Below are 14,608 nucleotides of genomic sequence, written 5' to 3' on the forward strand. Positions count from 1 at the left end.
GGCGCGGGGCCCTGGGCAGCGCCTGCGCCTGCTCGGCGGACGCGGCGGCCGGGGCCTGGAACTCGGCCGGTGCCGGCGCCGGGGGCCTCGGGGGCTGCGCGGCGGGGGCGGGCCGGGCCGGCGCGGGGCGCGGGCCCGGACGCGGACCCGCGGGGCGCGGACCCGGAGCCGGGGCCGCGGGGGTGCCGCCGCCCTGGGCCGCGGGCCTGGGGGCCGCGGGGCGGGGGGCGGGGGCGCCCGGCTTGGGGGCCGGGGCCGCGGGACGGGCCGCACCGCCTGGGGCGGGGGCGGCCGGCGCGGACGGCCTGGCGGGGGCCGCCTTGCGCGGGGCAGGCTTGCCGGAGGAACGGCCACCGCCGCCGTTCCCCTGCTGGAATGCGTCTGTCAGTTTGCGTACAACAGGCGCCTCGATCGTCGAGGACGCCGAACGGACGAACTCACCAAGTTCCTGGAGCTTGGCCATGACGACCTTGCTCTCGACTCCGAACTCCTTGGCGAGCTCGTATACCCGGACCTTTGCCACGTCGCTCCTTCTGGTCCGGGGTTGGTCGTCCGCCGGACCGTCGCTACTTCACGGGCGTACTCATCGCGTACTCATCGAGTGCTCATCGCAATCTCGACCTACTTCCGACTCGCGAGGTACCTGGTGACCACACGTGTCAACGTGCGGTCCCTTGCTGTTCTTCCGTCCCGCTCTCGTCCGGGAGCGGGAGGCCGCGCCGCTCGACCCACTCCTTCAGCCGCCCGATGGTGAGCGGCCCCTGGACCCGCAGGGCCCTGGGGAGTGCCCGGCGGCGGACCGCCAGGTCGAGACATGCCTCGTCGGGGTGCAGATACGCGCCCCGACCGGGCAGCGTACCGCGTGGATCGGGAACGCACTCGTCCCCGACTGCCGCGGTGCGCAGCAGATCGGCCTTGGCCGCGCGTCCCCGGCAGCCCACGCAGGTGCGCTCAGGCCGTGCACGGACCCGATCACCGCGCTCGGTGCGCGAGGGATCGGGACGTGCGGGGTCTGGGCGAGCACCGTCCGGGCAGGAGCGGGCGCGCGTCCGGCTCGACACTATTAAGTCTACCTCTCCGTGCCAATGGCGCCCCGGGGCGCCCCGGAGCGGTCGCCGGCGCCACCGCCGCGGCGGGCTCGCCGGGAGCGGGCCGCCGCGGGGGCGCTCAGGCGGACTGCTGCTCGGTGTCCGGGCGGATGTCGATGCGCCAGCCGGTGAGGCGGGCGGCGAGGCGGGCGTTCTGGCCCTCCTTGCCGATCGCCAGGGACAACTGGTAGTCGGGGACGGTCACCCGCGCCGAGCGCGCGGCGGCGTCCACGATCTCGACCTTGCTCACCCGGGCGGGTGACAGCGCGTTGGCGACCATCTCCCCCGGGTCGTCCGACCAGTCCACGATGTCGATCTTCTCGCCGCGCAGCTCGGCCATGACATTGCGCACCCGGCCGCCCATCGGGCCGATGCAGGCGCCCTTGGCGTTGAGGCCCTGCCGGGTGGAGCGCACGGCGATCTTGGTCCGGTGCCCGGCCTCGCGGGCGATCGCGGCGATCTCCACGGAGCCGTCGGCGATCTCCGGCACCTCCAGGGCGAACAGCTTCCGCACCAGGTTCGGGTGGGTGCGCGACAGGGTGATCGACGGGCCGCGCACGCCCTTGGCGACCCGCACCACATAGGTGCGGATGCGCGAGCCGTGCTCGTAGTTCTCCCCCGGCACCTGCTCCTGCGCGGGCAGGATCGCCTCGACCTTGCCGATGTCCACCAGCACGTTGCGCGGGTCCTTGCCCTGCTGCACCACGCCCGCCACGATGTCGCCCTCGCGGCCCGCGTACTCGCCGAAGGTGATCTCCTCCTCGGCGTCGCGCAGCCGCTGGAGGATGACCTGCTTGGCGGTCATCGCGGCGATCCGGCCGAAACCCGACGGCGTGTCGTCGAACTCGCGGGGCTCGCCCTCGCCGGCCTCGTCCTCGTCCTCCCGCGCCCACACCGTCACGTGGCCGGTCTTGCGGTCCAGTTCCACGCGGGCCTTGGGGCGGCTGCCCTCGGTGCGGTGGTACGCGATGAGGAGGGCCGACTCGATCGCCTCCACCAGCAGGTCGAACGAGATCTCCTTCTCCCGCACCAGCCCACGCAGAGCGCTCATGTCGATGTCCACGGCTACGCCTCCTCTTTGCTCTCGTCGTCGCTGCCCGCTGCCCCGGCCGGGCCGTCGGCCCCGTCCGTCCCGTCCTCGCCGCCCCGGGCACCGGCCGGGCGGCTGAACTCCACCTCGACCCTGGCCCTGGCGATCTCCTGGTACGGGATGCGGCGGGCGGTGGGCCGCCGCCCCTTCACCCCGGGCACCTCGACGTCCACACCCTCGTCGTCGACGGCCGTGACGCGCGCGGTGAGCTCGTCGCCGCCGGTGAGCCTGGCCCTGACCAGGCGGCCCACGGCGCGTCTGAAGTGGCGCGGCTCGGTCAGCGGGCGGTCGACGCCGGGAGAGGTGACCTCCAGGACGTACGGGGCCCCGCCCATCGCGTCGGTGTCGTCCAGGGTGCGGGAGATGCCGCGGCTCAGCTCGGCGACCAGGTCGAGGGGCACTCCGCCGTCCGCGTCCACGACGACGAGCAACTGCCGGCGCTTTCCGGCCGTGGTGACCTTGACGTCCTCGAGCTCCGCGCCCGCTTCGGACACGATCGGATCCAGCAATGCACGCAGCCTGTCGGTCTGGGTGGTGCTCATCCGGGTGACTCCTCGGCCGCGTGTGCTGTTGTCGGAAGGGCGCTGTCGCGTGCGCCAAGCCTATCGGGTCGGGGCGCCAAGTGCCGATTCCGCGCATCCGGGCAGGTAATCTCACCTGGAGGTGATCACGCCCGGAGGACGAGGACCGTGCCGACCAGGACGAAGAACCAGCCCTTCACGCCTTCTGCTTCCCGCCGGAGCGCGGTCTACGCGGGCGTGGGCACGGCCGCCGCGCTGCTGTCCGGGGCGGCGCTCACCGGCTGCTCCGCCGGCCGGGAGGAGGGCGGCGCGGCGGCGCGCGAGAGCGAGCTGCGCTCCCGCGCCGCGGGCGACACCGCCGCGCTGCTGTCCGCCTACGACGCCACGATCGGCGCCCACCCCGGCCTCGCCGGGCGGTTGCGGCCGCTGCGCGCCGACCTCGCCCGCCAGCTCGACGCGTTCGGCGGCGCCCCGCGGGCGGGCGGCTCCACCGCGCCCGCGCCCGTCCCGGCGCGCGAGGACGCCGCGAGGCGCGCCCTCGCCGACGCCGAGCAGCGGTCCGCCGACGCCCGCACCGCCGACCTGCTCGACGCCCCGCCGGAACTGGCCCGCCTGCTCGCCTCGGTGGCCGCCTCCCGGGCGGGCCACGCCCTGCTGCTCCGGAGCTGACTCCCGTGCCGAACCCCCGCCCCCCGCGCGCCGCGCGGACCTCCGCCCGCCCCGTCCAGCCGCCAGGCGCCCTGGCCGCGGCGCAGTCCGCGCTCGCCGCGGAGCACGCCGCCGTCTACGGCTACGGCGTCGTCGGGGCGCGCCTCGACGAGGGGCGGCGCACCCGGGCCCGCAGCGCCTGGGACGCGCACCGCGCGCGGCGCGACGCGCTGGAGCGCACCGTGCGCGACCTGGGCGGCCGGCCGCGCGCCGCCGCCCCCGCGTACGCGCTGCCCCGCCCCGTCCCCGACGCCGCCGCGGCGGTCGAACTGGCCGCCGAGCTGGAGGACCGGGTCGCCGCCGTGTACGCGGACCTGGTCCGGCACACCCGGGGAGAGCTGCGCCGGGACGCCGCCGCCGCCCTGCGGGAGGCCGCGGTGCGCGCCGTCGGCTGGCGCGGCCGGAGCACGGCGTTCCCCGGGCTGCCGGAGCGGCGGCCCGGCGGGGACGCGTCCGGCACCGCCACGCCGGGCACGCTCTGAGCACGCCGACCGGCCCCGCGCACGCCACGAACCGCCGAGGAGACCCCTTCCCCATGCCCGCCATCCCCCTGGACCCGCCCGAGCGCCTGCTGCGCACCATCCCCGCCTGGGAGGGCGAGGCGGGACGGGCCTGGCTCGCCTCCCTGCCCGGCCTCGCCCGGCAGTGCTGCGCACGCTGGCGGCTCACCCCCGAACGGGTGATGCAGCCGGGCGGGAACGTCAGCATGGTGGTGCTGGTGCACGGAGCCGACGGCGTGCCCGCCGCGCTCAAGCTCGGCCTGGTGACACGGGAGACCGTCCACGAACCCGACGCCCTCGCCCGCTGGGACGGACACGGCGCGGTGCGGCTGCTGGACCGCGACGCCGACGCCGGAGCGCTGCTGCTGGAACGGCTCCAGGCCGAGGTCAGCCTGCGGTCGCTGCCCGAGCCCAAGGCCATGCTGGAAGCCGCGGGCGTGGTGCGGCGGCTGTGGGTCACGCCGGGCGAGGACCACCCCTTCCGGACGGTCGCCGGGTACACCGGCTCCCTCGCGGACACGCTGCGGCGGCGCGCGGAGCAGCCCGGCGCCGCGGACGCGCGGCCCCTGGTGGACGAGGCGCTCGCGGTGCGGGAGGCGCTGGTCGCGGACGAGCCGGAGCAGGTGCTGCTGCACGGGGACTTCCACCACGGCAACGTGCTCGCGGCGGGCGGCGACGAGGCGGGCGGGCGGCTGCCGTGGCTGGCCATCGACCCCAAGCCGCTGGTGGGCGAGCGCGCCTACGACCTGGCCTGGCTGGCGCGGGACCGCCTGGACACCCTCGCCGCCTCCCCCGGGCCCCAGGCGGCGGCGCGGCGGCGGCTGCGCAGGCTCGCGGACTCCCTGGAGGTGGACCGGGAGCGGCTGCGGGGCTGGGTGCTGTTCCGGACCGTCGAGGCCGGGGTGTGGCACCTGTCGGTCGGCGACCGCCAGGACGGCGAGCTGCTGCTGGAGTTCGCGAGCTGGCTGTGACCCGCCCGCCCGTCACCCCGCCCGCCCGTCGCCCCACCCACCACCCCAAGGGTTGGCCTGGTCCGCTGACGTGTCGTCACGGGGGCGGCCGCTCCCGTGGAGGGATCAGCGGGCCCCGCGCAGCGGCAGGTGGGCGCCCATCACCACGTACAGGGTGGGGGAGCTCATGAAGCGCACCGAGTGGGCCAGGTCCACATAGCCCAGCGACAGGTACAGCTTGCGGGCGGGCACGGCGCCCTCGACCGCGGAGAGGATGCTGCGGGACTGCGCCACGCCGTCGGTAAGGCGGGTGATCAGCGTCCGGCCGATGCCGCGGCCCTGGTGGGCGGGCAGCACGTGCAGCTCGGTGACGCCGAACGCGTCGTCCAGCCACTCGTCGTTGCCGGCGCGGGCCAGATACGGCTCGATGACGGTGCTCCACCAGTGCGAGCGGTGGTTGGGCATGCCGTAGGCGAAGCCGATCATCCGTCCGTCCGGGCCGAACGCCCCGAGGGCGCGCACCCCCGGGTGGGTGGCGTGCCGCTGCACCACCTGGGTGCGGATGGCCACCTCCTCGTCGGTCAGCCCGAACGCGGCCGCCTGCACGGCCAGCGCCTCGTGCACCGATGAGGCCAGGTCGATCGGCCCGATGTTCGCGTCCATGGCGGCGCACCCTACTTCGGTCGGCGCCCCTCGGCGCTCCACTGGCGAAAAACCGTTCCCGCTCGGCGCTCCGGGCGGGTGATCGTCAAAAGAGCACACTCATGAACGCCCCGACCTCCGTGAAGCCCACCCGGCGGTAGGCGGCGCGGGCCGGGGCGTTGTAGTCGTTGACGTACAGGCTGACGACCGGCGCGATCTCGCGCAGGGCGAGGTGCATCACGGCGGCCATGCCGGTGACGGACAGGCCCTCGCCGCGCCGCTCGGGGGCCACCCACACGCCCTGGATCTGGCACGCCCGCTCGGTGACGGCGCCGATCTCCGCCTTGAACACCACCTGCCCGTCCTCGAACCGGGCGAACGCCCGCCCGGTGGTGACCAGCTCCGCGACCCGGGCCTGGTAGAGCAGGCCGCCGTCCCCGGCCATCGGGGAGACCCCGACCTCCTCGGTGAACATGGCCACGCAGGCGGGCATGAGCAGGTCGATCTCGTCGCGGCGGACCCGGCGCACCAGGGGGTCGGGGACGACGCCGGCGGGCGGGCGGGTGGCGACGAGCAGGGGCTGGTGGGGGCGCACGTCGCGGGCCGGGCCCCAGTGGGGCTCCAGATGGGACCACAGCTCGGCGGTGGGGCCCGCGGGGCCCACGATGGAGGAGCAGTTGCGGCCGCTGCGGCGGGCCCGCTCGGCGAAGGCGCGCACCGCCTCGGACGAGGCGCAGATCGGCACCAGGTTGGCGCCCGCGTAGCACAGGGACTCCAGGCGGCCCGCGGAGTACCAGCCCCACATCTCGCCGCCGAGGCGCCACGGGTCGAGGCCCGCGCCGCGGATGCGCGAGGCCACGAACGCGTTCGCCACGGGGTCGCGGTCGAGCACCCGCAGGACCGCGTCGAGGTCGCCGGGCTCGAGAACCCTGGTGGTCGTCCTGGTCAACACAGTGGGAGCCTCACCCTGCCGTCGCCTGCGGCTGCCGATCCCCGCACTGTACTGCGCCGACGGGCGGGAAGCCCAACCTCCGGCAGGGTCCGGCCACCGCCGGGCGGCGGCCGGATCCGCGGTGCCGGCTCAGCTCACCGACACGCTCGGCTCGCCGGAGGCGACGCCGTCGGCCTGCATCTGCTCGGCGATCTTCATCGCCTCCTCGATGAGGGTCTCCACGATCTTGGACTCGGGGACGGTCTTGATGACCTCGCCCTTGACGAAGATCTGGCCCTTGCCGTTCCCGGACGCCACCCCCAGGTCGGCCTCCCGCGCCTCGCCGGGGCCGTTGACCACGCAGCCCATCACGGCGACCCGCAGCGGCACCTCCATGCCCTCCAGGCCCGCCGTCACCTGGTCGGCCAGCTTGTACACGTCCACCTGCGCCCGCCCGCACGAGGGGCACGAGACGATCTCCAGGCGGCGCTGGCGCAGCCCCAGGGACTCCAGGATCTGGATGCCGACCTTGACCTCCTCCACCGGGGGGGCGGACAGCGAGACGCGGATGGTGTCGCCGATCCCCTCGGCCAGCAGGGCCCCGAAGGCCACCGCCGACTTGATCGTCCCCTGGAACGCCGGGCCCGCCTCGGTGACCCCCAGGTGCAGCGGGTAGTCGCAGCGCTCGGCCAACTGCCGGTAGGCGTTGATCATCACCACCGGGTCGTTGTGCTTCACCGAGATCTTGATGTCGGTGAACCCGTGCTCCTCGAACAGCGAGCACTCCCACAGCGCCGACTCCACCAGCGCCTCCGGGGTAGCCTTGCCGTACTTGGCCAGCAGCCGCTTGTCCAGGGAGCCGGCGTTCACCCCGATCCGGATCGGCACCCCGGCCGCGGAGGCCGCCTTGGCGATCTCCTTGACCTTGTCGTCGAACTGCCGGATGTTCCCCGGGTTCACCCGCACCGCCGCGCAGCCCGCGTCGATCGCCGCGAAGACGTACTTCGGCTGGAAGTGGATGTCGGCGATCACCGGGATCTGCGACTTGCGCGCGATCACCGGCAGCGCGTCCGCGTCGTCCTGCGAGGGGCACGCCACCCGCACGATCTGGCACCCCGACGCGGTCAGCTCCGCGATCTGCTGGAGGGTGGCGCCCACGTCGGCCGTCACCGTCGTGGTCATCGACTGCACGGACACCGGCGCGTCCCCGCCGACTGCCACGGAGCCGACCTGGATCTTGCGGCTCTTGCGGCGCTCGGCCAGCTTGAGCGGGACCGACGGCATTCCCAACGAGATGGCAGTCATCAGGTGTGCTTCCCCACGTGGTGTTTCGAACGTACGTACGTTACTCGGCGTGCACGGCTGTGTGCGGCGGGCCCCGGCGACTCGTCGTGCCCAACGGTACGACACCACAACCGGCTCGAGCACACCTGGCGCCCCGCTGAACCGGCCGGGCACCCGCATGGGCCCGGCCGGTCACCCGGCGGCGTGAGCCGTCAGTTGATCCGCACCGGATTGACCAGGTCGGCGATCAGCACCAGCAGGGTGAAGCAGACGAACACCCCGGCCACGAGGTAGGCCACGGGCATCAGCCGGGCCACGTCGAAGGGGCCGGGGTCGGGCCGTTTGAACACCCGGGCGGTGTGCCGGCGCAGCGACTCCCACAGGGCGCCCGCGATGTGCCCGCCGTCAAGTGGCAGCAGCGGGAGCATGTTGAACAGGAACAGCGACAGATTGAAACCGGCCACCAGGAACAGCATGAACGCCACCCGCTGCTCCGCGGGCACGTCCAGGTTCACCACGTCGCCGCCGACCCGGGCCGCGCCGACCACGCCCATCGGCGAGTCGGGCTGCCGCTCCTCCCCCTCGAAGGCCGCGCCCCACAGCGCGGGCACCTTGGAGGGGATCGCGAGCAGTGACTCCACGCCGTCGACGACCATGTCGCCCATGTAGTCCACCGTCTGGGACGGCGACTGCTTCACGATGCCGGAGGCCGGGGTGAAGCCGAGGAAGCCCGCCTTCTGGGTCTCGCCGCTGACGTAGTCGCCATTGCCGTCGATCTTGGCGACCTCGTTCTGCACCAGGTCGGCCTCGAGGGTGAGCTCCCGGTCGCCGCGCTCGACGCCGATGGTGGCGGGGCCGACCGTCTGCCGGATGGCCTGCTGGAGCTCGCTCCAGTCGTCGACCTGCCGGCCGTTGAACGAGACGATCCTGTCCCCGGCCTTCAGCCCGGCCAGCTCGGCCGGGGTGTCCTTGGCGCCCTTGGGGCAGGTGTCGCGGTTGGCGGTGGCGGGCACCACGCAGTCGCCGACGCTGCCGACGGTGGTGGTCTCGGTGCCGATGCCGAAGCCCATGAGCACCCCGGCGAACAGGGCGACCGCCAGGATCAGGTTCATGAACGGGCCGGCGAACATGACGATGACGCGCTTCCAGGGGGCGCGCGTGTAGAACAGCCGCTTCTCGTCGCCGGGCTGGAGCTCCTCGTAGGCGGCCGAGCGGGCGTCCTCGATCATGCCGCGCCACGGGGAGGTGGAGCGGGCGGTGATCCGCCCGTCGTCCCCCGGCGGGAACATGCCGATCATGCGGATGTAGCCGCCGAGCGGGAGCGCCTTGATGCCGTACTCGGTCTCGCCCTTGCGCCGCGACCACACGGTGGGGCCGAAACCCACCATGTACTGCGGCACGCGGATGCCGAACAGCTTGGCCGTGGACAGGTGGCCGAGCTCGTGCCAGGCGATGGAGATCAGCAGCCCGAAGAAGAAGACGACTATGCCCAGGGCCGTCATCAGTGTCGTCATACGACCGCCCCTGCCTCGCTCGTCTCGCCCGCGTGCCGCGCGGCCAGTTCCCGGGCCCTGGCGCGCGCCCACGCCTCGGCCTCCAGCACGCCCTCCAGGGTCAGCGCCCCGCCGTCGGGCGCGCCGTGCTCCTCCACGGTACGGGCCACGGTGTCCACGATGCCGTTGAAGGGCAGCCGGCCGCGCAGGAACGCCTCCACGCACTCCTCGTTTGCCGCGTTGAACACCGCGGGCGCGGTGCCGCCGAGGCGGCCGACGTGCCGGGCGAGCGCCACCGCGGGGAACGCCTCGTCGTCCAGCGGGAAGAACTCCCAGGTGTGGGCCCTGGTCCAGTCGCAGCCGGGGGCGGCGTCGGGGACCCGGTCCGGCCAGCCCATGCCCAGCGCGATGGGCATGCGCATGTCCGGCGGGCTGACCTGGGCCAGCGTCGACCCGTCCGTGAACTCCACCATCGAGTGGACGTACGACTGCGGGTGCACCACCACCTCGATCCGCTCGAACGGGATGTCGAAGAGCAGGTGCGCCTCGATCACCTCGAGCCCCTTGTTGACCAGGGTCGCCGAGTTGATCGTGACGACCGGGCCCATGTCCCACGTGGGGTGGGCCAGCGCCTGCTCCGGTGTGACCCCCGCCAGCTCCTCGCGGCTGCGGCCGCGGAACGGGCCGCCGCTCGCCGTCACCAGCAGCCGGCGCACCTCGCCGCGCCGGCCGCCGAGCAGCGCCTGGAACAGCGCCGAGTGCTCGGAGTCCACCGGCACGATCTGCCCCGGCGCGGCCAGCTCCCGCACCAGCGGGCCGCCGACGATCAGCGACTCCTTGTTGGCCAGCGCCAGCACCCGCCCGGCCCTCAGCGCCGCCAGCGTGGGCGCCAGGCCGATCGAGCCGGTGATGCCGTTGAGCACCGTGTCGCACTCCAGCGCGGCCAGCTCGGTGGACGCGTCCGGGCCGGCCAGCACCTCGGGCAGCGGCCCGGTGCCGTACCGGGCGCCCAGCGCCTCCTTCAGCGGGCCCTCGGCCGCCGCGTCGGCCACGCCCACGACCCGCACGCCGAGGCGGTGGGCCTGGTCGGCGAGCAGCTCCACCCGGCTGCCCGAAGCGGACAGGGCGACGACGCGGAAGCGCTCCGGGTTGCGGAGCACCACGTCCACCGCCTGGGTGCCGATCGAACCGGTGGAGCCCAGCACGACGATGTCCCGGCAGCCGCCCCCGGACGCGGGTGCGACTGCCGGGCGGATCAGGTGCGGATCGGCCAGTGAGGTCTGCGTCATCCCCCCATTGTGTCCTCAGGGCACCGGCGCGCGTGCCGGGGATCAGCGCACAGGGCGGTGAACGTTGCGCGCCGTGGACGGCCCGGGGGCGGCGTCGGCGATCCACGGGCCGTCGCCGGACGGGTCGCAGACGCCCTCCTCCAGCCAGGTGTACCGGCCCTCCAGCACCTCCCGGACCAGGCGGCCGTCCGCGGCGTCGGTGTTGCGCCACAGGCGGCGGAACAGCTCGTCCACGCGCAGCATCGCCTGGCGGCAGAACAGGTCCGCCAGCTCGTACGCGGCCCGGCCCGGCTCCTCCCCGCCCGCGTCACCCGGCTGGCGGCGCAGCATCTCCGCGCGGACGCACGCCGCGCTCATCGCGAACAGCTCCGCCCCGATGTCCACGATCCGGCCGAGGAACGCCTGCTTGGTCTCCATGCGGCCCTGCCACCGCGACATGCCGTAGAAGGTGCAGCGGGCCAGGCGGCGGGCGGCGCGCTCCGCGTGGCGCAGGTGCGCCGACAGGTCCGGGTACCCGGCCGGGCGGAACTCCCCGAACGCCCCCGGCAACTGCCCCGGGCCCGCGAGGAGGCCGGGCAGCCAGCGGGCGTAGAAGCCGCCGGCGCGGGCCGCCGCCCTGCCCTTGGCGCGCAGGTCCTTCTCCGGGTCGATCAGGTCGCCGGCGACCGACAGGTGGGCGTCCACCGCCTCCCGGGCGATCAGCAGGTGCATGATCTCCGTCGAGCCCTCGAAGATGCGGTTGATCCGCAGGTCCCGCAGCACCTGCTCGGCGGGCACCGCGCGCTCGCCCCGGGCGGCGAGGGAGTCGGCGGTCTCGAAGCCCCGTCCGCCGCGGATCTGCACCAGCTCGTCGGCGACCTGCCAGGCCTTCTCCGAGGCGTAGAGCTTGGCCAGCGCCGCCTCGATGCGGATGTCGTTGCGGTTCTCGTCGGCGAGCTGGCCGGCCAAGTCGAGCACCGCCTCCAGCGCGAACGCCGTGGCCGCGATGAACGCCACCTTGGTGCCGACGGCCTCGTGCCGGGCGATCGGCCTGCCCCACTGCTCACGCACCCCCGACCACTCGCGGGCCGCCTTCAGGCACCACTTGGCGGCGCCCGCGCACAGCGCCGGCAGGGACAGCCGGCCGGTGTTCAGCGTCGTCAGGGCGATCTTCAGCCCGGCGCCCTCCGGGCCGATCCGGTTCTCCGCGGGAACGCGGACCCGGTGGAAGCGGGTGACGCCGTTCTCGATGCCGCGCAGGCCCATGAAGGCGTTGCGGTGCTCCACGGTGACGCCCTCCGAGGCGGCCTCCACCACGAACGCGGTGATGCCGCCGGGGTGGCCCTCGCTCCGCGGGACCCGGGCCATGACCACCAGCAGGTCGGCGACCACGCCGTTGGTGGTCCACAGCTTCACCCCGTCCAGCACGTAGGCGGAGCCGTCCTCGGTGGGGCGGGCGGTGGTGGCCAGGCGCGCCGGGTCCGAGCCCACGTCCGGCTCGGTGAGCAGGAACGCGGAGATGTCGGTGCGGGCGCAGCGGGGCAGGAAGCGCCGCTTCTGCTCCGGCGTGCCGAACAGCTTCAGCGGCTGGGGGACGCCGATGGACTGGTGCGCGGACAGCAGCGCGCCCACGGCGGGGCTCGCGGTGCCGGCCAGGGCGAGGGCGCGGTTGTAGTAGAGCTGGGTGAGGCCCAGGCCCCCGTACTCCTCGTCGATCTTCATGCCGAGGGCCCCGATCTCCTTCAGCCCGCGGACGACCTCGTCCGGGATGCGGGCCTCGCGGTCGATCAGGCGGCCGTCGACCCGGGTGTCGCAGAAGTCCCGCAGCCGGGCCAGGAACGCCTCGCCGCGCGCGACGTCCTCCGGTGCGGGCAGGGGATGCGGATGGACGAGGTCGAGGCGGAGCCGGCCGAGGAAGAGCTCCTTGGCGAAGCTGGGCCTGCGCCAGTCCTTCTCCCGGGCGGCCTCCGCCACCTGACGGGCCTCCCGCTCACTGACCCGGGGGCGGCTGCGCGGGGCGGATGGTGCGGTCATGGGCCTCTCCCTCGTGATCTGGGGGGTGGGGGCGGGCGCCGGGGGTGGGGGGTGGTGCTGGGTGACAGGTGATGGGTGGCTGGCTGGTGATCGGTGGTTGGTGGTTCGTGATCGCGGTTGGTTACCGAGTGGTGCTACTTGGGCGTAACACCCCGTTGTCTACCCGATTCCGACGCTTCCTACCGTGTTGTCACTCGGGTAGGGGCGGGTGGGAGGAGGGCGGGTGGGTGCGCGGCGGTGAGGTCGGCGGGAGGGGAGGCGGGGCCGCACGGGGGGCGAGGCGCGTGAGGGCGTGGCGGGCGCGTCGTACGGCGAGGCGGCGGACGGGTGCGGGGTCGAGCAGTGCGGCAGGCGGTGTCTCGGGTGGGGCGAGCCGGTGCGGCGGGGGGCGAGGCGTGAGGGCGTGCGGCCGGCCGCGTCACCTTGCGCTCGGCGGAGGGCGGGCTCGGCTGGGGCGGGACAGCAGCCCGCGGGCCCGGCCCCGCTCCCGCCCCGGCACGGGTACGCCCGGGCCGTGGTCCGGGCGTGCTCGGGGAACCGCCACCTCGGTTTCCCGGGGTGGCGGTTCGGGGCTGGGGTTCGGGCGGGCCGGGGGTTACAGGTCCAGGCCAGTGAGGACGAGGACGCGTTCGTAGGTGTAGTCCTCCATGGCGTAGCGGACGCCCTCGCGGCCGACGCCGGACTCCTTGGCGCCGCCGTAGGCCATCTGGTCGGCCCGGTAGGAGGGGACGTCACCGACGATGACACCGCCGACCTCCAGGTCGCGGTGGGCGCGGAACGCGGTGCGGACGTCGTGGGTGAACACGCCCGCCTGGAGGCCGTAGCGGGAGTCGTTGACCGCGGCGAGCACCGCGTCGGTGCCCTCCGCCCTGGCCAGGGTGAGGACCGGGCCGAACACCTCCTCGCAGGAGAGCCGGACGCCCGCGGGCACCTCGGCGAGGACCGTCGGGGCGTAGGAGGAGCCCTCGCGCCGTCCGCCGGTGAGCAGCTCGGCGCCCGCGGCCACCGCCTCGTCCACCCACGACTCCACCCGCCTGGCGGCGTCCTCGCTGATCAGCGGGCCGACGTCCACCGACTCGTCGGAGGGGTCGCCGGTGACCTGGGCCTCCACCCTCGCCACGACCTTCTCCGCGAGCCGGTCGTACACGGAGGCGTCGGCGATCACGCGCTGCACCGAGATGCAGGACTGGCCGCCCTGGTAGTTGGAGAACGTGGCGATGCGGGTCGCGGCCCACTCCAGGTCCTCCTCCGAGGACCAGTCCGCGAGCACCGCGGCGGCCGCGTTGCCGCCCAGTTCCAGGGTGACGTGCTTGCGCGGCACGGACTCCTTGATGCCCCAGCCGACGGGTCCCGAGCCGGTGAAGGAGATCACGGGCAGCCGCTCGTCGCGCACCAGCGCGGGCATCCGGTCGTTGGGCACCGGCAGCACGCTCCACGCGCCCGCGGGCAGGTCCGTCTCGGCGAGGACCTCGCCGAGCAGCAGGGCGGTGAGCGGGGTGGCGGGCGCGGGCTTGAGAACGATGGGCGCGCCGACGGCGATGGCCGGGGCGACCTTGTGGGCGACCAGGTTCAGGGGGAAGTTGAACGGCGCGATGCCCAGCACGGGGCCGCGGGGGAAGCGGCGGGTGAGGGCGAACCGGCCGGCGCCGCCCGCGTCGGTGTCCAGGCGCTGCGCCTCGCCGCCGGTGCGCCTGGCCTCCTCGGCGGCCCAGCGGAACACCGACACCGCGCGGCCGACCTCGCCGCGCGCCCACTTCACCGGCTTGCCGTTCTCCGCGGTGATCAGCCGGGCGATCTCCTCGGTGCGCTCGGCCAGCCGCCGGGAGACGTGGTCCAGCGCCGCGGCCCGCACGTGCGCCGGGGTGGCCGCGAACTCCCGGGCGACGGCGGCGGCCGCGGCGACGGCCTCCTCCACCTGCGCGTCGGTCGGAACGCTCGCCCGGCCCACGACGCTGCCGTCCCAGGGGCTGCTGACCTGGTGCGCGTCGTCGCCGGTGGCCGGTCGGCCGGCGACCCAGAAGGCGTGGGTGGTGGTCACGTGGATCGGTCCCTTCCCGCGGTTGTCCTCAGGGCGTCCTCGGGCCTGGACGCAGGGTGTG

At 74.6% G+C, this 14,608-nt stretch carries 14 protein-coding genes; 3 read left to right on the plus strand and 11 right to left on the minus strand.

Annotated features, from left to right (window positions below; genetic code table 11):
* From ACYVO2_RS33730 to rimP, 4 genes are all read right to left on the minus strand, one after another.
* On the minus strand, nucleotides 1–523 hold a 523-nt coding region (locus tag ACYVO2_RS33730; protein WP_461011909.1), incomplete at its 3' end, for a translation initiation factor IF-2 N-terminal domain-containing protein.
* Nucleotides 524–659: 136 nt separating this feature from the next.
* Entirely contained in the window at nucleotides 660–941 is a 282-nt protein-coding gene (locus ACYVO2_RS33735) for a YlxR family protein (RefSeq protein ID WP_461011910.1), read from the minus strand.
* A 226-nt stretch (nucleotides 942–1,167) separates the two neighbouring features.
* Nucleotides 1,168–2,151 (minus strand): transcription termination factor NusA, encoded by a 984-nt coding sequence (nusA, locus tag ACYVO2_RS33740; RefSeq protein WP_461011911.1) that lies wholly within the window; start codon nucleotides 2,149–2,151, stop codon nucleotides 1,168–1,170.
* Nucleotides 2,152–2,153: 2 nt separating this feature from the next.
* Complete coding sequence (gene rimP / locus ACYVO2_RS33745; protein WP_461011912.1) at nucleotides 2,154–2,720, minus strand: ribosome maturation factor RimP; 567 nt, start codon at nucleotides 2,718–2,720, stop codon at nucleotides 2,154–2,156.
* A 147-nt stretch (nucleotides 2,721–2,867) separates the two neighbouring features.
* Between rimP and ACYVO2_RS33750 the strand changes: the two genes are divergently transcribed.
* The 3 genes from ACYVO2_RS33750 to ACYVO2_RS33760 all read left to right on the plus strand — a co-directional run bounded on the left by ACYVO2_RS33750 (nucleotide 2,868) and on the right by ACYVO2_RS33760 (nucleotide 4,878).
* A complete protein-coding gene (locus ACYVO2_RS33750) occupies nucleotides 2,868–3,368 on the plus strand; it encodes a hypothetical protein (protein ID WP_461011913.1) in 501 nt (166 codons plus the stop codon).
* A gap of 71 nt (nucleotides 3,369–3,439) precedes the next feature.
* A complete protein-coding gene (locus ACYVO2_RS33755) occupies nucleotides 3,440–3,889 on the plus strand; it encodes a ferritin-like domain-containing protein (RefSeq protein WP_461011933.1) in 450 nt (149 codons plus the stop codon).
* Nucleotides 3,890–3,942: 53 nt separating this feature from the next.
* The gene (locus tag ACYVO2_RS33760) at nucleotides 3,943–4,878 is read left to right on the plus strand and encodes an aminoglycoside phosphotransferase family protein (RefSeq protein WP_461011914.1); all 936 of its coding nucleotides are present in this window, start codon (nucleotides 3,943–3,945) and stop codon (nucleotides 4,876–4,878) included.
* Between the two features lie 105 nt (nucleotides 4,879–4,983).
* Here ACYVO2_RS33760 and ACYVO2_RS33765 read toward each other — a convergent pair whose 3' ends face one another.
* From ACYVO2_RS33765 to ACYVO2_RS33795, 7 genes are all read right to left on the minus strand, one after another.
* On the minus strand, nucleotides 4,984–5,520 hold the full coding sequence (locus tag ACYVO2_RS33765; RefSeq protein ID WP_461011915.1) for a GNAT family N-acetyltransferase: 537 nt from the start codon (nucleotides 5,518–5,520) through the stop codon (nucleotides 4,984–4,986).
* Between the two features lie 85 nt (nucleotides 5,521–5,605).
* Nucleotides 5,606–6,451, minus strand: a complete 846-nt coding sequence (locus ACYVO2_RS33770) for a GNAT family N-acetyltransferase (RefSeq protein WP_461011916.1) — start codon at nucleotides 6,449–6,451, stop codon at nucleotides 5,606–5,608.
* Nucleotides 6,452–6,580: 129 nt separating this feature from the next.
* Nucleotides 6,581–7,735 (minus strand): flavodoxin-dependent (E)-4-hydroxy-3-methylbut-2-enyl-diphosphate synthase, encoded by a 1,155-nt coding sequence (gene ispG, locus ACYVO2_RS33775; protein WP_461011917.1) that lies wholly within the window; start codon nucleotides 7,733–7,735, stop codon nucleotides 6,581–6,583.
* 191 nt (nucleotides 7,736–7,926) lie between these two features.
* Nucleotides 7,927–9,228: a M50 family metallopeptidase gene (locus ACYVO2_RS33780; protein ID WP_461011918.1), complete on the minus strand. Its 1,302-nt coding sequence runs from the start codon at nucleotides 9,226–9,228 to the stop codon at nucleotides 7,927–7,929.
* The gene (dxr, locus tag ACYVO2_RS33785; protein WP_461011919.1) at nucleotides 9,225–10,496 is read right to left on the minus strand and encodes a 1-deoxy-D-xylulose-5-phosphate reductoisomerase; all 1,272 of its coding nucleotides are present in this window, start codon (nucleotides 10,494–10,496) and stop codon (nucleotides 9,225–9,227) included. Before dxr ends, ACYVO2_RS33780 begins: the two co-directional genes overlap by 4 nt.
* Before the next feature lie 42 nt (nucleotides 10,497–10,538).
* Entirely contained in the window at nucleotides 10,539–12,509 is a 1,971-nt protein-coding gene (locus ACYVO2_RS33790; protein WP_461011920.1) for an acyl-CoA dehydrogenase family protein, read from the minus strand.
* 595 nt (nucleotides 12,510–13,104) lie between these two features.
* Nucleotides 13,105–14,547, minus strand: coding sequence for an aldehyde dehydrogenase family protein (locus ACYVO2_RS33795; protein ID WP_461011921.1), 1,443 nt, complete (start codon nucleotides 14,545–14,547; stop codon nucleotides 13,105–13,107).
* Nucleotides 14,548–14,608 lie beyond the last annotated feature (61 nt).

The sequence above is a fragment of the Streptomyces capparidis genome (assembly GCF_054782095.1).

Coding starts and splice junctions, on each gene's coding strand:
- rimP (WP_461011912.1), bottom strand. CDS start 2,720: ATGAGCACCACCCAGACCGACAGGCTGCGTGCATTGCTGGATCCGATC.
- ACYVO2_RS33760 (WP_461011914.1), top strand. CDS start 3,943: ATGCCCGCCATCCCCCTGGACCCGCCCGAGCGCCTGCTGCGCACCATC.
- ACYVO2_RS33765 (WP_461011915.1), bottom strand. CDS start 5,520: ATGGACGCGAACATCGGGCCGATCGACCTGGCCTCATCGGTGCACGAG.
- ispG (WP_461011917.1), bottom strand. CDS start 7,735: ATGACTGCCATCTCGTTGGGAATGCCGTCGGTCCCGCTCAAGCTGGCC.
- ACYVO2_RS33780 (WP_461011918.1), bottom strand. CDS start 9,228: ATGACGACACTGATGACGGCCCTGGGCATAGTCGTCTTCTTCTTCGGG.
- dxr (WP_461011919.1), bottom strand. CDS start 10,496: ATGACGCAGACCTCACTGGCCGATCCGCACCTGATCCGCCCGGCAGTC.
- ACYVO2_RS33790 (WP_461011920.1), bottom strand. CDS start 12,509: ATGACCGCACCATCCGCCCCGCGCAGCCGCCCCCGGGTCAGTGAGCGG.